This window comes from Stenotrophomonas maltophilia R551-3 (genome assembly GCF_000020665.1).
GTDB lineage: Bacteria > Pseudomonadota > Gammaproteobacteria > Xanthomonadales > Xanthomonadaceae > Stenotrophomonas > Stenotrophomonas maltophilia_L.
Genome location: NC_011071.1, coordinates 2,427,815 through 2,452,473 on the forward strand (window position 1 = coordinate 2,427,815; position 24,659 = coordinate 2,452,473).

Here is a 24,659-nt window from a genome sequence, read left to right on the forward strand (position 1 = left end):
GCCGGCCGCTGGCCGGCAGCCCATGCACACCCGGCGTATTGCAGTTGCCGGCCAGCGGCCGGCACTACCCCATTTGGTCGAACACCGCGGCCACCCAATCGATGAACACCCGCAGCCGCGGCGACGGCGTGCGGTTGCGCGGGTAGACCAGGCTCAACGGGCTCGGCGTCGGCGGTGCGTCCGGCAACAGCTCGACCAGCTGCCCGCGCGCAATGTAAGGGTTCATCCGGTAGCGCGGCGCCTGGATGATGCCCAGCCCTGCCAGCGCGGCACCGAGGAAGGCATCGGCGCCGGAAACCCTCACCCGCGCGGGCAGCGGGACATAGCGGATCTGGCCAGTCTGCTGGAACTCCAGTGGTATCAGCTGGCCGGTGGCACTTGAGCGGTAACCGACCATCTGGTGGCCGTCCTGCAGGGCATCGATGCTGCCCGGCACGCCTCTGGCCTGCACGTAGCTTGGCGAGGCCACCGTGACCTCGCGCAGCATCGTCAACCGGCGCGCCGCCAGATCGCTGTCGGCCAGCGTCCCCACCCGCATCGCCGCATCCACGCCTTCGCGCAGAAGATCGACATAGCGATCGCCCTCGTTGACCTCCAGTTCGATCTCAGGGTAGCGCTGCAGAAAGTCCGGAAGGTGCGGAAACAGCAGGTGCCGGCCCAGCGTGCCATGCACTTCAATCCGCAGCGGGCCGCGTGGTGGCACGTCACGGAACGCGGCTTCAGCGTCGTCCATGTCGGCGATCAGGCGCAGGCAACGGCCATAGAAGGCCTCGCCTTCCAGGGTCGGCACCACCAGCCGCGTGGTCCGGTGCAGCAGGCGCACGCCCAGCCGATTCTCCAGCGCCTTGATCGCATCGGTCACCGTGGCCCGCGGCAGGCCGAGGTCCTCGGAGGCACGGGTGAAGCTGCGGCGCTCGACGATACGGACGAAGGCGCGCATGGCCGTGAAACGGTCCATTGTTCGGCTACCCGGATGATGTTGGCGGATTATGCATGATTATCCGGACTGATGAGATGGCGAAGATGGCACTGCGCCAGTCCGGCGCGCCCTGCTGGAACCGACCATGCCCACCTCCTCCACCCGCCGTGTCGCCCTGGTCACCGGTGGTTCCCGTGGCATCGGCGCTGCCATTTCGCGCCGCCTCGCCGCCAACGGCCATGCCGTGGCGATCAACTACGCCGGCCGCCGCGATGATGCCGAGGCACTGGCCGCCGAACTCACGGCCACTGGTGCGCAGGCCATCGCGCTGCAGGCCGATGTGGCCGACCCGCAGGCGGTGCGCCAACTGTTCGACGCCATCGAAGCCCGCTTCGGCGGCATCGACGTAGTGGTGAACAGTGCTGGCGTACTGCAGCTGGCGACGCTGGCCGACAGTGACGACGCACTGTTCGAACGGGTCATCGGCATCAACCTGAAGGGCGCCTTCAACGTGCTGCGCGAGAGCGCGCGCCGGGTGCGTGACGGCGGCCGCCTGATCAGCCTGTCCACCAGCGTGGTCGGCATCAAGCTGGAGAACTACAGCGTGTATGCCGCCAGCAAGGCGGCGGTGGAGACGCTGGGCGCGATCCTCAGCAAGGAGCTGCGCGGGCGCAACATCACCGTGAACGCCGTGGCGCCCGGCCCGACTGCCACCGACCTGTTCCTGGATGGCAAGGCACCGGAGCTGATCGAGCGGCTGGCAAAGATGAATCCCCTGGAGCGACTGGGCACGCCGGAGGACATCGCCGGAGCGGTGGCCTTCCTGGCCGGTGCCGATGGCGGGTGGATCAACGGCCAGGTGCTGCGCGCCAATGGCGGGATGGTGTAACTGCGCGGACGGCATCCACGCATGGCGTGGATCTACTGATCGCATCTACGCGTGGCGCGGAGACTCGGTAGAGCCGAGCCCATGCTCGGCTGCTCTTCACGCAAAGGCCAGAAGCAGCCGAGCATGGCTCGGCTCTACACGTCGTCAGCCGGCGCGGGCCTCGCGACGCCGGTGCACCCAGTAGTACAGCGTGGGCAGTACCAGCAGGGTCAGCAGCATCGCTGACAGCAGGCCGCCGATCACCACCACCGCCAGCGGCTTCTGGGTCTCGGCACCGATCGCATGCGAGGTCGCCATCGGCAGCAGGCCGAACATCGCCAGCAGCGCGGTCATCAGCACCGTGCGCAGGCGCTGCAGCGAGCCCTGCACCACCGACTGCAGCAGGTCCATGCCCTGCTCGCGCAGCTGGGCGAAGCGACTGAGCATCACTACCCCGTTCAGCACCGCTTGTCCGAACAACGCAATGAATCCGATCGCCGCCGACACCGACAGTGGAATGCCGGTCAACCACAGGGCCAGGATGCCGCCGATCATCGCCAGTGGCACGTTGGCCAGGATCAGTGCGGCGCTGCTGATGTCCTTGAAGGCATCGAACAGCAGCACGAAGATGAGCAGCACCGACAGCGGGATGACCCAGCCCAGCCGTTTCATCGCGCGCTGCTGGTTCTCGAACTCGCCGGACCATTCCAGCCGGTAGCCTTCCGGCAGCTGCACGCTGGCATCCACGCGCTTGCGCATGTCTGCCACCACGCTGCCCATGTCACGGCCGGCGATGAAGATGCTGACCGCCTTCACCCGCTGCGCGTTCTCGCGCGAGATGTTGATCGCGCCGCTGGCCATGCGGAAGTCGGCCACGTCGGACAGCGTCACCGTGTGGCCATCGCCGATACCCACTGGCACCGTACGCAGCCGTTGCAGGTCGCGGTCGGCATCGTCCAGGCGCAGCGTGATCGGGAACTTGCGATCGCCCTCCCACAGCTCGCCGACCTGGCGCCCGCCCAGCGCGGTCTCGATCACCTCGTCGATGTCGCGCACATTCAGGCCATAGTGGGCTGCACGGTCGCGGTCGATCTCGATCTGCAGCTGCGGCAACGAACCATCGCGGTCGATGAAGGCGCTCTCCACGCCCTCCACCCCGCGCACCTGGCCCAGGATGGCCTGTGCGTGCTGGTTGAGCACATCCAGATCAGAGCCGCTGACCTTGATCACCACCTGGCCCTTGATCTGCGAGATGCTCTCCAGGATGTTGTCGCGCACCGGTTGCGAGATCGAGAACTCCGGCCCCGGAATGCGTTGCTCCAGGGTGCGCTGCAGGTCGCTGACCAGCTGCCGCTTGTCCACACCCTTCGGCCATTCCTTCTCCGGCTTCAACGCCACCAGTGCCTCGATCTGGTTGGCGCCCTTGGCATCGGAGCCGTCTTCCGGGCGCCCCAGCTTGGCCACCACCGTCGACACCTGCGGGAAGGTGCCGACCAGCTCGCGGATGCGCCGCGACTGCTGCTGCGCTTCGGCCAGGCTGGTGCTGGGATCGAGTGTGGCGGTCAGCCAGATCGACCCTTCGTCCAGCTCGGGCAGGAACTCCGAGCCCAGGCGGGTACCCAGTGCCAACGTACCCACCAGCAACGCAACTGCGGTCAGCACCACCGCACGTGGCCGGGCCAGTGCGCGCTCCAGGATCGGCCGGTACCAGTCGGTCAGGCGGTCCATCAGCGGGTTGCCGTCGCGCATGCGGTCGCGCCGCAGCCACCAGTAGCAGAACAGCGGCACCACGGTCAGCGCCAGGATCAACGCACCGATCAGCGCAGAGGTCACCGAGTACGCCATCGGCGCGAACATGCGGCCTTCCTGGCGCTGCAGGGTGAAGATCGGGATGTGCGCGGCGATGATGATCAGCATCGAGAAGAACGTCGGTCGGCCCACTTCCGATGCGGCCGAAAGAATGGTCGAGAACCGCGTCTTCCGATCGGCCGTAGGTGGCAGCTTCGACAATCGCGAGACGATGTGCTCGGTGACGATCACCGCGCCATCGATGATGATGCCGAAGTCCATCGCACCCAAGGACAGCAGGTTGGCCGGCACGCCCCACAGGTGCAGGCCGAGGAAGGTCGACAGCAGCGCCAGCGGCATCATCGCCGCCACGATCAGCGCGGCGCGGGCGTTGTACAGGAACAGCCACAGCACCAGGAACACCAGCACCGCACCTTCCAGCAGGTTGCGGAAGACCGTCTTCAGCGTGGTCGTGACCAGCCACGAGCGGTCATAGAACGGCTCGATGCTGACCCCGGCCGGCAGCTGGTTCGCCTCGATCTCGGCGATGCGCGCATGCAGAGCGTCGAGCACGTCGGACGGATTCTCGCCCTTGCGCATCAGCACCATGCCGAACACCGCATCGTCATTGTCGTCCTGGCCGACCAGGCCCTGCCGTGGCAGGCCGGTATCGGCGATGCCGGCGAGGTCGCGCACCAGGATCGGCGTGCCCCCACGCTGCGCCACCACCACGTTGCCGATGTCGGCCGGCGAACGCATCAGGCCCACGCCGCGGATCAGGAACTGCTGCTGCCCGCGCTCCACGTAGCCGCCGCCGGCGTTGGAGCTGCCCTTTTCCAGTGCCTCGGCGAACTCGCCGAGGCTGATGCCGCGGTCACGCAGCTTGTCCAGGTCCGGCTTGACCTGGAAGGTGCGCGCGAAGCCACCGAAGCTGATCACATCGGCCACGCCCGGCACGGTGCGCAAGCTGCGCTCCATCGTCCATTCCTGGACGGTGCGCAGCTGGGTCGGCGTCATGTGCGGGCCCTTGAGCACGTAGCGGTAGATCTCGCCCACCGCAGAGCTCATCGCCTCCAGCTCCGGGGTCACCCCTTCTGGCAGCTCCACACCCTGCAAGCGCTCCAGCACCTGCTGGCGCGCGAAATAGTCGTCGGCCTTGTCGTCGAAGGTCAGGATGATCATCGACAGGCCGAACTGGGTATGCGAGAACACCCGCACCGAATGCGGGATGCCGGACAGCGCCACTTCCAGCGGCATTGTCACTTCGCGCTCCACCTCTTCGGCGGCGCGGCCCGGGTGCAGCGACACCACCGTTACCTGGGTGTCCGACACATCCGGGAAGGCTTCCACCGGCAGTACGCGGAACGCGGCAATGCCAGCGCCGATGAACAGCAGCAGTGCCAGCATCACCATCAATGGCTGGCGCAGGCAGTAGGCAATCAGGCGATCGATCATGGCGCAGCGTGCCCGCTACCGGTGCTGACGGCTGCCGGAGCGCTGTCGACCAGCTGCTGCAGCAGCAGGCCGCCTTCGACCACCACCCGGCTGCCGGCGGCGAGGCCCTCACGTACCCACAGCCGGCCGTCACCCAGCTCCTCCGCGTGCACGGCGCGACGCACGAAGCAGCCCTTGCCCTCTTCCACGAACACCACCTGCGTGCCGTCGATCAGCAGCACCGCGGCATCGGGCAATGAGACACCGCCCTCGGCCGGCAACGCCACCTGGGCACGCACGTACTGCCCGGCCTTGAAGGCGCGCGCGCGATTGTCCAGCTCGGCGCGTGCCTGCACCACACGGCGTTCGCTGTCGACGAAGTCATCCACGTGCTGCAGGGTCGCCTGCAGTGGCTGTCCATCGGCGCCGGGCACGCTCACCTGCATGCCCGCCTTCAAGCGTCCGGCGAGGCTCTCAGGAACATCCAGCAACAGCCACAGGCGGTCCGGATCGCCGATCACTGCCAACGGCTGTTCACTGTCCGGGCTGACCGACATGCCCGGGCTCATCCGCCGCTCCACCAGCACGCCATCGATGGGCGCGCGCAGCGGCAGGCGCTGATCGACGCGCTGGCCGTTGCCATAGGCCTTGGCGAAGGCAGTCGTGCGCGCATGATCGGCCTGGCTGCCAGCGAAGTTGGCCTCGGCCTCGTCCAGTTCACGACCCGACGCCACTCCCGCCGCATGCAGTTCGCGGGTACGGTCCAGTTCCTTGCGTGCCTGCTGCAGCTCGGCGCGGCCACGCGCACCTTCAGCCTGGGCCTGGCCGAACTCGGGCGAGGTGATCCAGGCGATCACCTGGCCAGCCTTCACCTTCTGCCCCGGCTGTGCCTCGATGCGCGCCACCTGCCCCGGCAGCGGCGTGTGGAGTGCGCTGGAGCGCGTCTCATCCCAGACCACCCGGCCCGGCAACTGCAGGCTGGCGCTGGCGCCGGCACTCACCGCCTCGCTGCGCAGCACGTCCAGCTGGCGGCTGTCGGCGGGAAACTGGATCTGGCCGGCGCTGACCTGAGGCGCATCCTCAAGATAGGATGCTGGCTCGCGACCGCAGCCGCCCAGCAGGGCCAGCGCCAGCAAGGCCGGCAGCACGGCGTGTCGCGCCTGCGGGCGATAAGTGACGGTGGACTTCATCGGGACTCTCCTTCAGCAACGGATGTGGCCGCTTCCCAGCGCGCCAGGGCAATGGCATGGTCGGCACGCGCTTCAATCAGCGCGGCCTCGAACTCGCGCCAGCTGCGGCGCGCGTCCAGCAGGTCGGTCAGGCTGGCAGCACCACGCCGGTAGGCCAGCTCGATGCCCTGCACCGCCTTGCGTGCGGCGTCGGACTGCAGTCCTTCGTAGTCACTGCGGCGCTGTGCGGCGGACTGTGCGCTGGCCTGCAGCTGGTCCAGTTCGGCGCGTGCTTCGCGCTGCAGCACCTGCAATTCCAGGGCGGCGCTGTCGCGGTCGGCCTCGGCACGCTGGATCGCGCCGCGCGCCCGCGACGGCCCACCCAGCGGAATGGTCAACGACACGCCCCAGGTGACACCGCTGATGTCGGTCGGCTCTCGTTCGGCCTCCATGCCCAACTGGATATCGCGGTGGCGCTCGCTGCGTGCCAGTGCGACGCCTGCATCAGCAGCCGCCAGGCGCGAGCGCGCGGCACGCAGATCGGCGCGCTGCTGCGGGTCGAATGCACGCGAGTCGGCCCTGCCAGCAGGGTCTGGCCAGGGATCATCTGCGCTGAGGTCACGGCTGTCGTCGCGGCCCAGCAGCAGGCCCAGCGCATGCCGCGCGTCACGCAGATCCAATGCTGCCTCGCGCGCCGCGTCTGCCACAGCCAGGTCGTCCACCGCCAGCCGCGCGCGATCCACCGGCGCCATCGCCCCTGTCGCAACCTGTTTGTCCGCCGCCGCCATCTGCTCGGCCGAACTCCGGCGGTTGGCGTCGGCAATCAGCGTCCGCTCCTGCGCGCCCTTCAGGCCGAAATAGGCTTCGTGCAACGCCACCTGTTGTCGGCGCCGGGTATCGAGCATCTCAAGCCCCGCCACTTCCAGCAGCGCGTCCGCCTGGCGGATGCGCAATGCACGCTTGCCGCCACGTTCCAAGGTCCAGCCCAGGCCCACGGTGCTGTCCACCCGCTTGTCCTGCCAGCGCCCCGGGCCGATGCCATGCTTGGGGCTGATCTTGCTGGTACCGAGCGACAGCTCGGTGGCCGGGCGCAATGCCGCCGTCTGCGCATCGCCCTGCACACCGCGCAGCTCCAGTGCCGCCGCGCGCAGGTCCGGGTTGTGTGCTTCCATTGCACGCTGCGCTTCTGCAAGGGACAGCGCCGAAGCCGCAGGCGCGCACAATAGAGCGGCCAGCACCGCCGCAAGACGAGGGGAGAAATTCATGCACGTCACGGTAAGGTGACGGACTTGCGCCAAACTTGCCCCAACCTTGCACGAAGCTTGCAATGCGAATCCTGCTGATCGAAGACGATGCCGCCCTGGCCGATGGACTGATCCGCGCCCTGCAGGGTGCCGGCCATCTGTGCGACCACCTCTCGCGCGGACTGCACGCGCCTGCGGCGCTGGCCAGTGCTCCGTATGACGTGATGGTGCTCGACCTTTCATTGCCGGACGTGGATGGCCTCGACCTGCTGTCGCGCCTGCGCAACGATGGCGCCACCTTGCCGGTACTGATCCTGACCGCACGCGATGGCGTGGAGGACCGCATCCTCGGCCTCGACCGCGGCGGCGATGACTATCTGGCAAAACCATTCGCGCTGGGCGAGCTGGAAGCGCGCCTGCGTGCGTTGTCGCGCCGCCGCAGTGACGCACCGGCGCAGAAGCGATTGGGCCGGCTGTGCTTCGACAGCATCCGCAACGAAGTGCAGGTGGACGGCCAGCGTATCGAGCTGACCGCGCGCGAGCTGTCGCTGGTCGAAGCGTTGATGCAGCACCCCGGCCGCACCGTGACCAAGCAGCGCCTGTTCGATGCGCTTTACAGCTGGGACCACGAGGCCAACCTGTCGGTGATCGAGGTGCACGTCAGCCGCCTGCGCCGCAAGCTGGAGCAGGCCCACGCCGGCGTCGGCATCCGCATGCTGCGTGGCCTCGGCTACCGGCTGGAGGTCGTGGGTGACTGAGCGCGTGCACAGCCTGCGTGGCCTGCTGCTGCGGCGCCTGTGGCTGCCGCTGCTGGTGCTGCTGCTGTGCAGTGCGGTGGGTTCATTCGCGTTGGCGCGCTTCTATGCCGGCCAGGTCTACGACCGCTGGCTGCTGGATTCGGCGATGTCGTTGTCCGAACTGGTGACGGTGCAGGACGGCCGCGCATCCATCGAAATCACCCCGTCGGTATCGCGCATGTTCACCTGGGACACCGCCGACGAAGTGCATGGCGAGGTGGTCGATGCGGATGGCGGGCGCCTGTATGGCGACCTGCCCGAGGCACTACCTCGCCCCATGGCCGCCGCTGGGAATGACGACGCGGTGTACTACGACGCGCGGCTACGCGGGCAGGCCGTGCGCATGGTTGAAGTTGTGGTCAGCGCCGGGCCGGGCCATGACATCCGGCTGCGCGTGGCCGAGACGCTGCGCAAGCGCCACCGGTTGGAACGCAAGCTGCTGCTGACCAGCGTGCCGTTCCAGGCCGCGATCCTGGCACTGGCGGCGTGGCTGGCCTGGTCCGGCACCGGCGCCGCCGCACGCCACGCCAACCTGGTCGCGAGGAAGCTGGCCAGCCCGCGGCCGGATCCGTTGGCACCGCTGGATCCAGCGCAGGAAGCCCCGCGTGAACTGTGGCCGGCGGTGGAGGCGTACAACGCGCTGCTGCAGCGCCTGGACGCGATGCAGGATGCGCAGCGGCGCTTCGTCAGCAACGCTGCACATCAGCTGCGCACACCGTTGGCGGCCATGCAGGTGGAGCTGGAGAGTTCATTGCGCCAGCATGATCCGCAGGCCCAGCAGCTGGCGTTGTCCGGCACGCTGGCCGGGTTGGCCCGCTTGCAGCATCTGGTCAACCAGCTGCTGATGCTCAGCCGATCCGAAGATCCGCATGGCAGTGCACTGCCGCTGCAGCCAGTGGACCTGGCCGCGTTGGCGCGCGCCGTAGTGGAGCGCTACGCCGACCGAGCGCTCGCGGCAGGCGTGGACCTGGGTTATGACGGGCCCGACGACGGCATGCAGGTACAGGGCGATCCGCAGCTGCTGCGCGAGGCACTGGGCAACCTTCTGGACAACGCGCTGCGCTACGGTGCCTCGCGTGGCGTTATCACCCTCGGCGTTGGGCAGGAGGCCGAAGGCGTGCTGGTGTGGGTGGACGATAACGGCGCCGGCATCGCCGAAGCCGAGCGCGCACGCGTCACGGAACGCTTCTACCGGGCCAGCACGGAAGGCGACGGCTGCGGGCTGGGGCTGGCGATCGTGGCCGAGATCGCGCAGCGGCATGATGCGGCGCTGGTGATCGATACCGCCCCGATCGGTGGCGCTCGGGTGGGATTGTGGTTTCGCTGACCTTTGTCGAATTGCCCTTGTAGAGCCGAGCCCATGCTCGGCTGCTCCTGGCACGATGCCTGAGCCGAGCATGGGCTCGGCTCTACAGTTCCACGCATCGGAATCACGCCGGGCATGGCCCGGCGCTACCGTTACAGCGTGCTCATCGAGTACGGCGCCTGCGCGCCCTGCCCCGGCCAGTCCCTGTTCGGCTCGGCCTGCATGCTGAAGCGCAGTTCGCCACCTGCCAGGATCTCGTCGTGGCGCAGGAAGGTGCGCTGCAATGGCTTGCCGTTGAGGCTCACATTGCCCACATAGGTGTGCTTGTCATCCAGCCCATCGGCCACGATGGTGAACGTCTTGCCGTTCGGCAGGCGCATTGCGGTCTTCGGCAGGAACGGGCGACCCAGGATGTACTCGCCCGAGCCCGGGGCCACCGGATAGAAGCCCAAGGCGGTGAACACGTACCAGGCCGACATCTGGCCGACGTCATCATTGCCGGCCAGGCCATCGGGGCGGTCGGCGTACTGGGTGTCCATGATCTGCTTCAGGCGCGCCTGGGTGCGCCACGGCTGGCCGGCGTACGAGTACAGGTAGGCCACATGGTGGCTGGGTTCGTTGCCATGTGCATACCAGCCGATCAGCCCGGTGATGTCTTCCATGTGCTCGAAGATGGACGGATCGACCTTGGCGTTGAACACCTCGTCCAGGCGCGCGAGCAGCTTGTCACTGCCACCGTGCGCTGCCGCCAGACCGGCCACATCCTGCGGCACGTACCAGGAGTACTGCCAGGCATTGCCCTCGGTGTAGTCGGTGCCGTATCCACTGGCGCTGGGGTCGAATGGCGTGCGGAAGCTGCCATCGCGCTTGCGTGCGCGCATGAAGCCGGTGTCTTTGTCGAAGGCGTTGCGCCAGTTGCCGGCGCGCTTGTCGAAGGTGGCCGCAACATCGGTCTTGCCCATCGCCTGTGCCATGCGAGCAATGGTCCAGTCATCGAAGGCATATTCCAGCGTCTTGCTGGCCGCCTCACCTTCCTCGTCGATCGGCACGTAGCCCAGCTCGCGATACTGCGCGATGCCATCGTACGGGCCGTAGTTGGCGGTCTCGACCATTGCCTTCAGCGCCTTGTCGGCGTCGAAGCCGCGGATACCTTTCACGTAGGCGTCGGCGATCACCGGCACGGCGTGGTAGCCGATCATGCACCAGTCTTCCAGGCCATGGAATGACCACACCGGCAGCATGCCGTAGGGGCTGTGCTCATGGTGGGCCAGCATGGAATTGACGAAGTCGCTGTTGCGCTTCTCCGGCTGCACCAGGGTCAGCAACGGATGCAGCGCGCGATAGGTATCCCACAGCGAGAACGTGGAGTAGTTGGTATAACCCTTGGCCTGGTGCACGGCGTTGTCCGAGCCGCGGTACTGGCCATCGGCATCCATGAACAGCGTCGGCCCCAGCAGGGTGTGGTACAGCGCGGTATAGGCACTGCGCCGGGCGTGCTCGGGGGCGTCGATATCCAGCACCGACAGCGCCTGCGTCCATTCCTGCTTGGCCTGCGCGCGAACGCGGTCGAAATCGAAGCCGGCCACTTCCGCGTCGAGGTTGGCAATGGCACCGGCTTCGCTGACCGGCGAGATCGCGACCTTGACCACCAGCGGTGCGTCCAGCTTGCCGAAGGCGAAGGTGCCGACCAACTGGCGCCCTTCGATCTGCGCACGCTGCGCCGGATCCTTCTCGCCCGGCGGCGGGAAGCCCTTGTAGACAATGTCCTGCTCGGTGTTGTGCAGCTCATGCCCGGAAAGCGGCCGCGAGAAACGCATCGCGAAATACAGCTGGCGGCCCGGCGCCCAGCCACGGGTTTCGCGGAAGCCGGTCACCGTGCCGTCGGCGCGCACCCGTACCCGCGACCACAGCACCTTGCCCGGGTAGTCGTACATGCTGGTGCGCATGTCCAGCAGCACCTTGGCGTCGGTGCCCTTGGGGAACGTATAGCGGTGCACGCCCACGCGCGCACTGGTGGTCAGTTCGGCGCGCACCTTGTAGTCATCCAGGGTGACCGCGTAGTAGCCCGGCTCGGCCTTCTCGTCAGCGTGCCGGAAGCGCGATGCATAGCCGCTGCGCGGCTTTTCCGGATCACCGCGCTCCAGGCCGGGAGTGCCGGTGAACGGCATCAGCAGGATGTCGCCGAGGTCCGAATGACCGGTGCCGGAAAAATGCGTATGCGAGAAGCCGACGATGCTGCTGTCGTCGTAACGGTAGCCGGCCGCCCAGCCATAGGCCTTCTCGCGCGGCTGGATGCGTGTGTCCGGGCTGAGCTGGACCATGCCGAACGGCACCGTGGCACCGGGGTAGGTGTGGCCTTCACCTCCAGTACCAATGAACGGGTCGACCGAGGCGTAGGCCTTGTCGGCGGCGGTTTTGGCGGGAGCGGCCGACGCCAGGCCGGAGGCGAGCATCGCCGTGGCGGCGACGGCGATCAGGAGACGACGGTCCAGCGTGGGCATCGGCATTTGGATCGATTCAGGTGGTTGCCGGATGCTAGCACCGGGCCTGCCACACCGCATGCTGCAGTGCGACTGCCCGGTGCCCCGCGCCCGGTTCAATCGTCAACCGGGAAGTGCGCTCTGCAACGACATGAGATCCGCGCTGTTCAGCGGCCTTACCACCCGCGCGATCTCTTCGCCATTGCGCAGCAGCACCACCGTCGGCCACAGCTTCACCTTGAACGCGCGGCCCAATGGCTTGCCCTTGCCATCTTCGATCTTCCGGTGCGGAAGATCGTTCGCCTCGACGAAAGCTCGCAACGCCGGCTGTGCGGCCTGGCAATGACCGCACCAGGCCGTCCCGAATTCCAGCAGCTGCCAGCCCGCCTGCGCCTCCACCTCCGCAGAGGTGGGCTCGGTCAGCAGGTGATCACGCATGAACGACATGAGCGCTATGCCGCCAGTGCCTTCTGGATGTCTTCCAGCGGCGCATTGGTCAGATCCTTGGCGATATCGCCCAGCAATCGCGCCTGGACCTCCTTGTGCAGCAGCGGGCGGATGCGGCCCAGCGTGGTCGGGTCGGCGATCAACACCAGGTGCGCATAGCGGTTCTTCAACGCATCTTCGTTGAGCTGTTCGGCCACCTGCTTGGCAAACGTCGCTTCATTGAGCTGCGAGATCGACATGTCCTTGGGCACAGCACGGGCCGGGCCCTGCCCTGACACGCCCTGCTCGCTGATGTCCTGCAGGCGCAGCTCGCCTTCCTGCTTCAACGCAACCTGGTGCGCGCTACCCACGTTGGTGAACACCCGTGCCGAACCACCATCGGCCACCACGATCAATGTTCCTTCGGGAATCGTACGCGCCATTGCACCCTCCATCAGTCAGAAAAAATTGCTGTGTGCTCCACCCTATGCACATCGATGTCACCGGCGCGCGTACAGGACGTGATCCGGTCATCGCAATCTGCAATCCTCCCTAAATTTGTCCAGCGGCCTGCCGCTTGACCTCCATCATCGCGAGGAACCACTGTGCACGCTGGCTCACTGTTCCACGTCAACTTCGCCACCAGCCTGGCCATCCTGGCTGCGCAGGGTGCATCCATCAGTTCCTGCAGGGCCAACCGCTGTTCTCACTCGCCATCATGTTCTCCGTGTTGACCGTGGTCGGTGCCGCACTGGTTACGCGACGGCTGGCGTTGCCGGGTGCGGTGGCGGTGGTCTGCACCGTGCTTGGATTGATGGCAAAGTCGGCCTGAGTCATCTGAACAGGCGACGTGGAACACAGCGTGCAGATCAGCCCGCTTCGCTGCACGCTCACGTCGATGCCGTTATCATGAACGGATGATCGACACGACCCACTACGTGACGGGCGCACCTGTTACGTGGAAAGCACTGCCGACCGGCGCTTCGCTTGCCACGATTGCTCCCGCCCTGCATTTCCATCGCCTCGCGCTGGATCCCGGCGGCTGACGCCCGCAGGCCCCCTGCCTGCATCCCCCACGCTGCTGTGACACCCGGCCGCTGACTGCGCTGCCGATGTGATCCCGTTGCTGCGTTTCCGCCCCTGCGGCGGTGCTTTGCCGTGCGCGTGGCGTTGTGCCTGCACACATTCCCCGGCCCCCACGCCGCGCTCCGATGCCCCTGCGCCACTTGCGCCTGCATCGCCGTTTCCGATTTCCGGGACACATCACATCGCCCATCCCCTATTCCATACCTACAAGGGAGCCCCCATGCAGGACACGCCTGATTCCCATGCCCATTTTGGCTGGTTCAAACGCCGCCGCCACCTCAAGGTCGATGAGATCACCGTCGTCGACAAGCCCATGCTCAAGCGTGCCGTCGGTGCCGCCGCACTCGGCAACGCGATGGAATGGTTCGACTTCGGTGTCTACGGCTATCTGGCCGTCACCATCGGCCAGGTGTTCTTCCCGTCCAGCAACCCCACCGCACAGGTAATCGCCGCGTTCGCCACCTTCACCGTGGCGTTCCTGGTGCGCCCGCTGGGCGGCCTGGTGTTCGGCCCGCTCGGCGACCGCTACGGGCGCCAGAAAGTGCTGGCGTTCACCATGATCCTGATGGCGCTGGGCACGTTCTCGATCGGCCTGATTCCCTCCTATGAGCGCATCGGCATCTGGGCGCCGGTGCTGTTGCTGCTGGCGCGCGTGGTGCAGGGCTTTTCCACCGGTGGCGAATATGGCGGCGCGGCCACCTTCATCGCCGAGTATTCCACCGACCGCAACCGCGGGTTGATGGGCAGCTGGCTGGAGTTCGGCACGCTGGGCGGCTACATCGCCGGCGCCGGTACGGTCACCGCACTGCACATGCTGTTGAGCAACGCACAGATGCTGGACTGGGGCTGGCGCATTCCGTTCCTGGTGGCTGGCCCGCTGGGCCTGCTCGGCCTGTACATGCGCATGAAACTGGAAGAGACCCCGGCGTTCCGCGCCTTTGCCGAGGAAGCCGAGAAGCGCGAGCACGAGCGTCCGGGGCTGGGTGCACTGTTCCAGGTGCACGGCCGCCAGCTGCTGGTGTGCATGGGCCTGGTACTGGTGTTCAACGTCACCGACTACATGCTGCTGACCTACATGCCCAGCTACCTCAGCGTGACCATGGGCTACGCAGAGAGCAAGGGCCTGCTGCTGATCATCATCGTGATGCTGGTGATGATGCCGCTGAACATCGTCGGTGGATTGTTCAGTGACAAACTCGGCCGCCGGCCGATGATCATCGGCGCCTGCATCGCGCTGCTGGTGCTGGCCATTCCGTGCCTGCTGCTGGTCGGCAGCGGCAACGACTGGATGATCTTCCTCGGCCTGATGCTGCTGGGCCTGGCCTTGGTGTGCTTCACCAGCTCGATGCCGTCCACCCTGCCAGCGCTGTTCTACACACCGGTGCGCTACAGCGCGCTGTCGATCGCCTTCAACGTCTCGGTGTCGCTGTTCGGTGGCACCACGCCGCTGGTGACCGCGTGGCTGGTGGAACGAACCGGCGACCCGCTGGTGCCGGCCTACTACCTGATGGGCGCAGCGGTGATCGGCCTGATCACGATGCTGTTCGTGAAGGAAACCGCCGGCCTGCCGCTGCGCGGTTCACCGCCGGCGGTAGGCAGTGACAAGGAAGCCGCTGCGCTGCTGAAGAGCGATCTGCCAGTGACAGTGGACCCGAGCCTGCCGCCGTTGCCGGAAGCAAGTGAAGGTGAGGCGCCCAAGCCGGCCTGATACCACGCCGGCACCGATGTCACACCCCGTCCGGGGGCGCCTCGGCGTCCCCGCCCTCGCGGGCCAGCTGTCCGGGCGTCCAGCGCAGGGTCCACTCATAGGGCCCCTCTGGCGGGCAGACGTGGCGAAAATCGCGGGGAATTTCGCAGACCGTTGCGCCCGCGGTAACAGTGAAGGCAACGATGATCCGGTTGCCCTCGATTCGGATCGCCTGCACCGCACCAGGAATCTGGATGCCGGCATCATCGCCATAGCCTGACTCCCGGATGGCCGCGAAATCCTCGGCCTCCATCCGCGACAGACTCTTCGGATTTGCCTGGCCGCGCGGATCGTTCGCCGTCAGCTCCGTCATCACCGCCACCACATTGCTTTGCGCGAAGCTGCCACCGGTGTAGGTAGATGTGTAGAAGTACACAACCTCCGAACGGCCATCACCATCGAGATCGGCAACAGCCGTCCACGCCGGGCGGAAGTCCGATTCGATATCGCCGCCTGGAATAAGTCGCAGACTGGCTTCGGCGGCGTGCAAGGCCTGCACCAGGCTGGGCGGCGATGGTCGCTTGGCGGCGGGCGACGCGGCCATCGCCGGCGTGCAGGACAGCGCCAGCGCTGCAAGCGTCAGGCGGATCGGGGTCGAGCGGAGCGTTGCAGGTCCGTGCATGTCATCCTCCTTGAGTGTGCGGTCAGTCTAACCGCAGCTCCGGTGGCGCCCAGTCATGCACGGCGTGGTTTCGCGCGATTTGTGGAGGGCATCCACGCCTGGCGTGGATCTACTGCGGGGTGTCCAACTCCATCGCACGCATCACGATCGGCTTGGCCCAGTCAGGCGTATGCAGCAGTTCGGCCACCGAGACCGGGTATTGCAGCTGGCCGCGCTCCATCGCCAGCACTGGCAGCGGCTCGACACAGCCCTCGGCATCGGCCGGTGCGCTGTTGTCGTAGACATGCAGCTCGGCCAGGTGTGGCAGCAGCTCCAGCAGGTTCTCGCGTGCCGAATCAAAGCGGGCGTGGATCTTCTCCACTGGAATGTCGTGGCCACCAGCCGCCACCCGCGCCGCAACGCGGGCGATATGCAGCTCGACCGTGGCCAGGCCGCAGAACCATACCGCCACATGATGCTGCTCGCAGGCCTCGCGCAGCAGGCGTGGAATGGTGTTGCCACCCAACGTGGTCTCGAAGGCGAAATCCGTGCCATCGGCCATGGCCTGGCGGAGGCGGCGGGTGCCTTCCTGCCAGGCCTCGGCATTGGCTTCGGGCAGCGGCCAGCCGGCCTCGACCAGGCGGCGGGTGAACGAATCGGGATTGAACCAGCCCAGCCCTTCGGCTTCCAGCCAGGTACCCAGCAGCGAACTTTTGCCGGCGCCATTGACGCCGGCCAGCACCAGGATCCGCCCCATCGGTCAGAGCGGACGGCCGAGGGTGACCTTGCGGCCGCGACGGATCGGCTGACCCAGCACCTTGCCCAGCCCTTCCCCGCGCTGCAGGCCGGCCAGGGTCTGGTCGAACTCGCTGCGCAGGCGCAGCAGCTCCTCGCTGCGCTCACCCGCATCACCGCCGGCGGCCTTGGCCAGCAGCTCCTGATACGTGCGGATATCCACGATCACCGCTTCCGGATGATTATGGTTGGTGATGACCAGCGCCTGCTTCTCGCGCACGGTGCGCATCAGGCTCGGCCAGCCCCGGGTCTTCACCGACGAGGCCGGGGCCTTCTCAAGGCCTGGCAGATCCAGCGGGAGGGTCATGGCACGGCTCCAGACAGAAGTGGACTATGGCCATTATACCCAATTTGGCGAAATTGGGGATTAATGGCATTCACCTGCCGGTTCCAGCCTGAGGGGCGTCGGTCTGCAACAGGCTGTCGCGCTCGCGCAGCGGGAAGCGGATCCAGGCATCCAGGCCCTGCGCGCCAAAGCGCAGCTCGCCACTGCCGGCCAGTTCATAGGGAACGCGCTGCTCGATCAGGGACCGGCCAAGGCCCCGCTGCCGGGGCAGCTCCCAGTCCTCCACCTCGGCATGGCGCTCGCACCAGTGCAGACCCAGCCACGGCTGCCCTTCCTGCACCTGCAGGTGCCAGGACACGTCGATATGCCCATCCTCATGGGTCAGCGCACCATGCCGCAGCGCATTGGTGGCCAACTCATGGATGGCCAGCGACAACACTTCGGCGGCCTTCGGTGGCAGCAGCACGTCCTCGCCTTGCAGGCGGTAGACCGCAGCAGGCGGGGATTGCGCCGCGATCTCCTCATCCAGCATGCCGCGCAGGCACACCCCCGCGTTGGCGCCACGGGTCAGCAGGCTCTGCGTGCGCGCCAGTGACATCAGCCGCCCGCACAGGCGTTCGGCATACTCATCCACGCTGCCGACCGACTCGCGGGTACGCCAGGCGATGGCATGGATGGTCGACATGATGTTGCGCACCCGGTGCTGCAGTTCGGCCAACAGCACCGATTGGCGCTCGGTCGCACGCTTGAGATCATCGATGTCCACGGCGATGGCGAACACGCCGCTGACCTCACCGTCGGCATCGCGCAGGGGCGCGGCAGCGACCCGGGTCCAGCGCGCGCGGCCATCATCATGCAGGTACTGGAACTCCAGCCCCGGCACCACAGTCTCGCCGCGCATCGCACGGGCGATGGCGAAGTCGTCCGGTGCGATGGTGGTGCCATCGGGATGGCAGCCGTGCCAGCGATGCTGGTTGTCCGCGTCCCTGGAAGGCACCTTGCCGGTGGGCAGATAGGCGCGCATCTGATCATTGGAGAGCAGCATGCGACCCTGCAGATCGACGATGCACAGGCCCACCGGCAGCATCCTGAAGGCCAGTTCCAGGCGCCGGTCACTCTCGCGCCGCCGCAGCTCCTCGCGCTCACGCGCGGCCAGCGCCATGTGTGCCGCGGTGGTCTCGAACATGGTCACCAACACCCCGTTGATCCGCCCCTCTTCGCCACGGATGGGGCTGTAGGTGATGGTGAACCAGACGTCTTCCAGGCGCCCATGGCGGGCCAGCGGGTAAAGCTTGTCTTCGAAGGTGAGCGTCTCGCCCTGCCATACACGGGTGTAGAGCGGACCGTTGATGTGCCAGACCTCGGGCCAGCATTCACGGGTCGGCTGTCCAAGCCCGCCAGGATGCTTGTCGGCCAGGATCTCGGCGTAACCATCGTTGTAGAGCTGCACCAGCTGCTCGCCCCACAACACGATCATCGGGAAGCCGTGGGCCAGCATCAGATCGACGGTGGCGCGCAGGTGCGGCGGCCATTGCTCGATCGCGCCCAACGGGCTGCGTGACCAGTCATGGCGGGCGATACGCGCGGCCATGCCATCGTGGCGCGCGTGCGGGCGCGGCGTGGGTGGCATTCCGCCACGCAGCTCGGCGGCGTGAATGCCTTCAGGACGGCGCGACATGCCGCTCAATCAGGCGATGCCCGCAGGGACCTGCGGCGTCGCCACCAGCCCGGCCAGCTGCTGGACCAGGGCTTCGATGTGATAGGGCTTGGTACAGCGCGGCGCGCTGGCGAAGCGGCTGGGCAGGTTGTCGTCGTAGCCGGAGGTCAGCAGGAACGGGGTACCGGCCTCGGCCAGGCGGTCGGCCAGCGGATAGACCTGCTCGCCGCCCAGGTTGATGTCCAGCAACGCTACATCGATGGTATGGGTATCGACTAGCTGCCCCAACGCCTGCAGGTTTCCCGCCGGCCCCACCACCTGTGCGCCTTTCAGCTCCAGATAGTCGACCAGGAACATCGCGATGGCGAATTCATCTTCCGCCACCAGTACCCGCAGCCCCTTCAGGCCCTCCGGTTTGCTGCCCGCTTCCAGCACGTTCCTCGCTCCTCGATGCACGCGACCCGCCTGCGGTCGCAACGAGGGCAGGATGCGCGATCCGGCCTACAAGAGCGCGTGACGATCGATGAAGGCCGCGGGCACGGCGCGTTCAGAAGGCCCGCTCCCACTTCAGGCTGAGCAGATTGCGATCATGGCTGTACAGCCAGCCAACGTTGCTGTCGATGCGGGCATAACGCAGGCTCAGGCTGGGCACCAGCCCGGCCACGGCCAGGCGCTCGCTGCGGACGATGGCGATCAGGTTCTGTTCGCTGTCCTCACGCCGTGCTTCCAGCAACGGGCTCCATGCGTCGTAGTCACGCTCGCGCAGCGATACGAACACGGTGGCCGTGGTGCCGCTCCATTGCCGCGCCGCGCCCAGCCGCAGGCCGCGCTGGCGGAAGCCGTTGGCCGAGTCTGCTGCGCTGCTGTCGGTGACATCCAGCCCGGCGAAGACCGTCCAGCGCGGATTGAGCGCGCGGAACCAGGTGGCATACAACGATGCCAGCTCGCCGTCGTAGTTGCTGGCCAGGCCCTGCTGGCGATACCGCTGGCGCTTCCAGTCAGCCTCCAGCTTGAGCAGGCTGCGTGCATCCAGGGCGTACTGCCATTCCCCGTGCACGCCACTGCCGCCTTGCAGCGCATGGTTGCCCAGGCCCTGATAGTCATAGCTGGGGGCAAGCAGCACGGTCTGCCGTGCACTACGCCAGCTATAACCCGCCTGCACGTTGGCATTGAGCTCGTTGTACTCACTGTGCCCGCGCCATGTCTGACCGAAGGCCAGACCGCGCACGTACAGCCCATGATGCCCGCCGAGCACCCAGCGCCGCTCCAGGCTGGCGTCGAAGTCGAGGCCCGCCGCGCGCTGGGCGTCGGGCAGTTTCCGTTCGATGATGCACGCGTCGCCCACGCCGAACAGGCAGGTGCGGCTGGCGGAACTGCGGTTGATGTTGTCGCTCCATGCCGGGCCGGCGGACAGCGCGCCTTTCCAGCGCTGACGGGCCTGCAGGGCACTCAGGTAGCCGTCCACGCGCGCGCGGACGCCGGCCGTGGCCGGATCATCGGCATTGATGCCTGCAGCGATGGCCGTGAACAGCGCAACCGCATCGCGATCGCGCTGGTCTTCCGCATAGACACGCGCCAACTCAAGGCGGGCTGGCAAGAAATCCGGCTGCGCCGCCAACAGCGCTTCGTACTCCTTCACCGCGCGACGATGGTCGCCGGCCACCCGCGCCAGCGCCCCCTGCGCATAGTGGCGCAGCAGGGGATCATGCCCCGGCAGTTCGATGTACTCCTCGAGGAACGCAGCGGCGGCCTGCCATTGCTGATGCTGCAGCGACAGGTACAGCGCCTGGCCGAGATCATCGACGGTGCGCTCCACGCGCAGCGTCTGGCCGTCGATGGTGATGGTCGGCCGCTCCGACTCGGCCTGCTGCAGCCGCTGCTGGTCCTGCTGCTGGTGGCGCAGTTCGCTGCCCTGCTCGAGCACGCGGCGCAGATCGTCCTGCTGGGCGCGTACATCGGCGGCGATCAACAGCAGGAACACAAGAAGAATGGGGTGGCGCATGGGCGATCCGTGGTGATGCAATGCAGCGGGCCGAAGCAGGGACTGGCGGATCGCGGCTTGTCCCTGCCCTGCCCCGTCAGGGGCGTGGCAATCAGTTCTTGCTGCCGCCGAAGGCGGTGTCGTACTGGCTGTTGCCGCTGAAGGTGGCGATACCGGCCAGGGTGGCCGCGTTGGCGCCGAAGAACTGGCCCTGGGTGGTGCCGGCAACGGTGCCATTGGCGGTGGCCGAACCGGCGAACGACGCGTTGGCGCTGTTGATCGAGGCGCTGACGTTGACCGACAGGCCGCCGCCGGCCAGGCCGCCCTGCAGCGTGCCGCTGCCGAAGTTGGCGCGGAAGGTGCCCGACAACAGGTTGCTGCCATTGAACTTGTTCAGGCCCGCCACGCTGTAGGTGGCCACACCGGCCGGGAGGGTGGTGCCGGTACGATCACCGACGAAATACACCTGGCGGTTGTTGAAGCCACCGGCGGCGCCATCCTTGGACCATTCGCCGAACCACACGTCACCGCTGCCGACCTTGACGAAGTTGAAGTGGCCCATGCCGGCGTGGCTGCCCGGGGCGCCGGTGATCGGCATGGCCAGCGTGCGCACGTTGGTGCCATTGACGGTGGTGGTGCCCGAGTACAGGCTCAGGCCCTGGAAATCCACCGGCTTGGCATTGGAGACGGTACCGACACCGATGCCGGCCTTGCCCGCCGAGTGCGGACCACCATTGACCTGCGATTCGCCGACGGCGACGTACAGCTCGGCATCGGTTGCCGGGCTGGCCGCACCGACGATGTCGGCTGCATGGGCGGCACCGGCCAGGGCGAAGGTGGCGGCGACGGCGAGAACCGAACGGGAGATCATCTTCATGGTATTACTCCTTGGGTTATGGGAACTACAGGTACAACGCTTGAAAGCGGGAGGTCAGAAGCGTGCGGTGATGCCGAGCTTGAAGGTGCGGCCCGGTGCCGGCAGCGTTGAGCGCGTCGCCGGATCGACGTAGTAGCGGTTGCCCAGGTTGCTGCCCACCAGCTCGACGCTGGCGTGGTCGTTGACGCGCCAGCGCGCGTAGGCATCGACAGTGGTGATGTTTCCCCAGGTGAACGGCACGTTCTGCCAGAGCAGGCTGCTGCCACCGGCCAGCAGGCGGTCGCGGTAGGCCTGCAGATCGGGGTTGTCATGGCGCTGGTAGTGGACGATGCGGCTGCCCAGTTCCAGCCGCTCGTCGAACAGGCGCGTGCCCAGCGACCAGTTCACCGACAGCTTCGGGATCGCCTGGGTCAGCAGGTAGCCACTGACGAAGCCATCCTGCACGCAGTTGGGAACCAGGCCGCGATTGGCATCGAGCAGAACGGCGCTGCTTTCGTCGCAGACTTCGTTCTCCAGCGTGCGCGAGATGCCCAGGTCGGTGAAGAAGCGCCGGTTGTCGAAACGCGCCTGCAGCTCGATGCCACGGATGGTCTGCTTGTCGATGTTGTCGAACAGGAAGTAGGCATCGCGCTCGATCACGTTGCGGGTCTTGTGCACGTAGTAGGCCAGCTTGACGTCGGCATCGGCGGTGTTGCCGAATAGCCCCGACAGGTTGTGCACGTAGCCAAATTCGTAGTTGTAGGCATGCTCGGGCTTGAGCGTGTACAGCGGATTGAGGCTGCTGGAGAACGCAATGGTGCTTTCGAACATGCTCGGGAAGCGCACCGCTTCGCTGTAGCGCAGGTAGACGCGCGCGGCCTTGGACAGGTTCACCGTGGCCGAGAAGGTGGGCAGCCACGCGTGATCGCGCTGACGATCGTTGCGCCCGTCGACCGGCCTGGACTGCATGGTGTTGCCGATGTTGCAGACCCGGTCGCTGCCGGCATAGAGCGGCAGCACCCCGGGAATGGCCGCCACCTCGCCGTTGAGGCAGGGGTTGGTCGCGCGGGCATAGTTGCCGTTGGCATCGGGCAACCAGGGCACCCTGTGCTCCACCGCCTGCGGCGTTTCGTAATAGGCCAGCAGGCCGCGCAGTGCGTCATCGACGACCGAGCCCATGCCGATGCTCTCCCAGAATTCGCGGTCGGCCTCCAGCGCATCGATCTGCGCCTGCAGGCTGGCCGGACGCTCAGGCAGTTCATTGACCCGGTAGGTGGCCTCCTTGCTTCCCACGCCCTTGGTCAGCAGTTCCGGATGCGCCTGCAGGAAGTCGTCGAAGGCCCAGTAGCGGCTGTAACGCACGCCGGCATTGAGGGTAAGGAACTCGACCGGGCGCCATTCAAGGTTGAGATAGCCTTCGCCCTCCTGGCGGCGGCCGGTACGCGGGAACATGCGCCACCCATCGGTGGTACCAAAATACGGATCGCGCGAACCCAGCTTCTCGTACTGCCAGTTGCCGCCCACGGTCAGATCCAGGGTGGAATGCAGCGCGAAGCGGTTGCTCAGGGTCAGGCCGGTACGGTCGTTGCGTGCATTGGCCAGTGCGGTGTTGCGCAGGATCGGGCTGACCCCGGGGTTCCATGCCGGATTGCCCGGTGCAAAGTTGGGGAAGCCACCGGCGGTGTAGGTGTCACTTTCCGTTTCGGTGCGCCACAGATTGGCGTACACGTCCAGCCATCGGCTACCGGCCGGCTGGAAGCGGTACTCCAGGTTCCAGGCATCGGACGCAACCCGACTGAGCGGCCACTGGATGCGACCGTAGTCCGGCGCGGACAGGATGCGCGACGGCATGATCTCGCCGTAGTGCGACAGCGTGCGCCGCCAGGTGGCCTTCAGCTGCTGGTCGTCATTGATCTGCCAGGTTCCCTTGACCAGCCACGACTCCTGTTCGCTGGAGGTGTTGGGCACTTCATCGCCCGGCTTGAAGTAGCGCGCCAGCGTGGTGATGTAGTCGATGCCCTGGTACTCGTACTGCTCGCGCCGGTCCTGGTCGTAGTACGCGCTTCCCTTGCTGCCGGAGAAATAATTGCCACGCTTGCGCCAGGCGTAGGCGGCCATCAGGTCGACGTTGTCACCGCGCACACCCAGTGCCAATCGCCAGGCCTGGTCCTCACCATCGAAGGGATTGTTGCCACTACGCGACTTCACCGGCACCACCAGGGTGCGGTCGTCATAGGGTGAGTTCGGCGAGCCCTGCGGGAAGCCTGGCACGGTGCGGTAATCCTCGCCGGTGTGCAGCCTCGGCAGGCGCGGTGCCACTGCATTGCTGCTGCCTTCCATCTTCAGCTCCCCGCCGAAGCGCTCGCCGGCAGCAACAATGTCGACAACGTCGATGGTCTTGATCACCAGCGCACCACCGATCCCGCTGTGCACATCGCGCACCAGCCCTGGCCCCTTGATGACCTGGATGCCACCAATCAGGTTGGGATCGATGTAGTTGCGGTTGCTGACGCCGTTGTAGCCGCGCCAGACCGTGAGCGCCTGTTCGCCACCGTCGATGCTGACCGGCACCCGCCCGGGCCCCTGGATGCCACGGATGTTGACGTCCAGCGCGCCGCTGTTGCGCGCATCGCCGCTGAACACTCCGACCAGATCCTTGACCACGTCGGCCGGATTGGAACCGCGATAGCGCTCCACCCGGTCGCGCCCCGAATACGCCGTGGTCAGATCCAGCGCGAACACATCATCGTAGCCGCGCCGATCGCGCGCCTCACCCCCTTCCGAGTGAAGGCGACCGGCCACGTCCAGTGTTTCGGTCACCCGCACCCCTTCCCCTTCACCCGCCTCCGCTGCGGCCCGCAGGCTCCAGGTGCCGTCCATGCCGCGCTGTGCGCGCACGCCGCTGCCGCGCAACAGCTGCTGCAGCGCCTGCATCTGGCTGTACTCGCCTTTGACTGCACTGGAGCGCCGGCCTTCCACCAGATCGCTGCGGAACACCACCTGCACATCGGCCTGGCGGCCAAAGGCGCGCACGGCGTCGGCCAAGGGTTGTTCCGGAATGGTGTACGGGCGCAGCGGCGCGACGACCGCCGGTTGCGCCTGCACGACCGGCACCCAGGCCAGCGGCAGCAATGCAGTAGAGATGGCCAGGGCCAGGACGGTGGCGCGGCGATGACAGGCAGATGCCGTGGACGGCATGGACAGGAACTCCTCAAGCGT

The 24,659-nt window shown here is 66.8% G+C and carries 20 protein-coding genes; 5 read left to right on the forward strand and 15 right to left on the reverse strand.

Translation table 11 applies throughout. From position 1 onward, the window contains the following. Positions 1 to 64: 64 nt before the first annotated feature. Entirely contained in the window at positions 65 to 958 is an 894-nt protein-coding gene (locus SMAL_RS11035) for a LysR family transcriptional regulator (protein WP_012511214.1), read from the reverse strand. A gap of 106 nt (positions 959 to 1,064) precedes the next feature. Between SMAL_RS11035 and SMAL_RS11040 the strand changes: the two genes are divergently transcribed. After that, complete coding sequence (locus SMAL_RS11040; protein WP_012511215.1) at positions 1,065 to 1,808, forward strand: SDR family oxidoreductase; 744 nt, start codon at positions 1,065 to 1,067, stop codon at positions 1,806 to 1,808. 144 nt (positions 1,809 to 1,952) lie between these two features. Here the strand turns inward: SMAL_RS11040 and SMAL_RS11045 are convergent, their stop codons facing one another. From SMAL_RS11045 to SMAL_RS11055, 3 genes are read right to left on the reverse strand one after another with little or no spacing between them, the layout of a single operon-like run. Next, positions 1,953 to 5,030, reverse strand: coding sequence for an efflux RND transporter permease subunit (locus SMAL_RS11045; protein WP_012511216.1), 3,078 nt, complete (start codon positions 5,028 to 5,030; stop codon positions 1,953 to 1,955). Then, complete coding sequence (locus SMAL_RS11050; protein ID WP_012511217.1) at positions 5,027 to 6,199, reverse strand: efflux RND transporter periplasmic adaptor subunit; 1,173 nt, start codon at positions 6,197 to 6,199, stop codon at positions 5,027 to 5,029. Before SMAL_RS11050 ends, SMAL_RS11045 begins: the two co-directional genes overlap by 4 nt. Beyond that, the gene (locus tag SMAL_RS11055; RefSeq protein WP_012511218.1) at positions 6,196 to 7,443 is read right to left on the reverse strand and encodes a TolC family protein; all 1,248 of its coding nucleotides are present in this window, start codon (positions 7,441 to 7,443) and stop codon (positions 6,196 to 6,198) included. The genes SMAL_RS11050 and SMAL_RS11055 overlap by 4 nt, the downstream gene beginning before the upstream one ends. A 62-nt stretch (positions 7,444 to 7,505) precedes the next feature. On the opposite strand from SMAL_RS11055, the gene SMAL_RS11060 reads away from it, so the two are divergent. Next, positions 7,506 to 8,180, forward strand: a complete 675-nt coding sequence (locus SMAL_RS11060; RefSeq protein ID WP_012511219.1) for a response regulator — start codon at positions 7,506 to 7,508, stop codon at positions 8,178 to 8,180. Further along, positions 8,173 to 9,546: a sensor histidine kinase gene (locus SMAL_RS11065; RefSeq protein ID WP_012511220.1), complete on the forward strand. Its 1,374-nt coding sequence runs from the start codon at positions 8,173 to 8,175 to the stop codon at positions 9,544 to 9,546. The genes SMAL_RS11060 and SMAL_RS11065 overlap by 8 nt, the downstream gene beginning before the upstream one ends. Before the next feature lie 131 nt (positions 9,547 to 9,677). Here SMAL_RS11065 and SMAL_RS11070 read toward each other — a convergent pair whose 3' ends face one another. The 3 genes from SMAL_RS11070 to SMAL_RS11080 all read right to left on the reverse strand — a co-directional run bounded on the left by SMAL_RS11070 (position 9,678) and on the right by SMAL_RS11080 (position 12,874). Further along, the gene (locus SMAL_RS11070) at positions 9,678 to 12,032 is read right to left on the reverse strand and encodes a GH92 family glycosyl hydrolase (protein ID WP_012511221.1); all 2,355 of its coding nucleotides are present in this window, start codon (positions 12,030 to 12,032) and stop codon (positions 9,678 to 9,680) included. Positions 12,033 to 12,128: 96 nt separating this feature from the next. After that, positions 12,129 to 12,452, reverse strand: a complete 324-nt coding sequence (locus tag SMAL_RS11075) for a thioredoxin family protein (RefSeq protein ID WP_006370285.1) — start codon at positions 12,450 to 12,452, stop codon at positions 12,129 to 12,131. A 5-nt stretch (positions 12,453 to 12,457) separates the two neighbouring features. After that, entirely contained in the window at positions 12,458 to 12,874 is a 417-nt protein-coding gene (locus SMAL_RS11080; RefSeq protein ID WP_012511222.1) for a host attachment family protein, read from the reverse strand. A 474-nt stretch (positions 12,875 to 13,348) separates the two neighbouring features. On the opposite strand from SMAL_RS11080, the gene SMAL_RS21275 reads away from it, so the two are divergent. Next, positions 13,349 to 13,477 carry a hypothetical protein gene (locus SMAL_RS21275; RefSeq protein WP_255303506.1) on the forward strand — a complete coding sequence of 43 codons (129 nt, stop codon included), beginning with the start codon at positions 13,349 to 13,351 and terminating at the stop codon, positions 13,475 to 13,477. A gap of 260 nt (positions 13,478 to 13,737) precedes the next feature. Then, the gene (proP, locus tag SMAL_RS11090; RefSeq protein ID WP_012511224.1) at positions 13,738 to 15,225 is read left to right on the forward strand and encodes a glycine betaine/L-proline transporter ProP; all 1,488 of its coding nucleotides are present in this window, start codon (positions 13,738 to 13,740) and stop codon (positions 15,223 to 15,225) included. Between the two features lie 19 nt (positions 15,226 to 15,244). Here proP and SMAL_RS11095 read toward each other — a convergent pair whose 3' ends face one another. From SMAL_RS11095 to SMAL_RS11130, 8 genes are all read right to left on the reverse strand, one after another. Then, positions 15,245 to 15,886, reverse strand: coding sequence for a hypothetical protein (locus SMAL_RS11095; RefSeq protein ID WP_012511225.1), 642 nt, complete (start codon positions 15,884 to 15,886; stop codon positions 15,245 to 15,247). Positions 15,887 to 15,995: 109 nt separating this feature from the next. Beyond that, positions 15,996 to 16,622, reverse strand: coding sequence for an ATPase (locus SMAL_RS11100; protein WP_012511226.1), 627 nt, complete (start codon positions 16,620 to 16,622; stop codon positions 15,996 to 15,998). Between the two features lie 3 nt (positions 16,623 to 16,625). After that, complete coding sequence (locus SMAL_RS11105) at positions 16,626 to 16,967, reverse strand: type II toxin-antitoxin system prevent-host-death family antitoxin (RefSeq protein WP_012511227.1); 342 nt, start codon at positions 16,965 to 16,967, stop codon at positions 16,626 to 16,628. Positions 16,968 to 17,037: 70 nt separating this feature from the next. After that, positions 17,038 to 18,624, reverse strand: coding sequence for a sensor histidine kinase (locus SMAL_RS11110; RefSeq protein WP_012511228.1), 1,587 nt, complete (start codon positions 18,622 to 18,624; stop codon positions 17,038 to 17,040). Between the two features lie 9 nt (positions 18,625 to 18,633). Beyond that, positions 18,634 to 19,038, reverse strand: coding sequence for a response regulator (locus SMAL_RS11115; RefSeq protein ID WP_012511229.1), 405 nt, complete (start codon positions 19,036 to 19,038; stop codon positions 18,634 to 18,636). A gap of 112 nt (positions 19,039 to 19,150) precedes the next feature. Next, positions 19,151 to 20,605 carry a surface lipoprotein assembly modifier gene (locus SMAL_RS11120; protein ID WP_012511230.1) on the reverse strand — a complete coding sequence of 485 codons (1,455 nt, stop codon included), beginning with the start codon at positions 20,603 to 20,605 and terminating at the stop codon, positions 19,151 to 19,153. Between the two features lie 91 nt (positions 20,606 to 20,696). Beyond that, positions 20,697 to 21,461, reverse strand: a complete 765-nt coding sequence (locus tag SMAL_RS11125) for a Slam-dependent surface lipoprotein (RefSeq protein WP_012511231.1) — start codon at positions 21,459 to 21,461, stop codon at positions 20,697 to 20,699. A gap of 54 nt (positions 21,462 to 21,515) precedes the next feature. Then, positions 21,516 to 24,638 (reverse strand): TonB-dependent receptor, encoded by a 3,123-nt coding sequence (locus SMAL_RS11130; RefSeq protein ID WP_012511232.1) that lies wholly within the window; start codon positions 24,636 to 24,638, stop codon positions 21,516 to 21,518. Between the last annotated feature and the right edge of the window lie 21 nt (positions 24,639 to 24,659).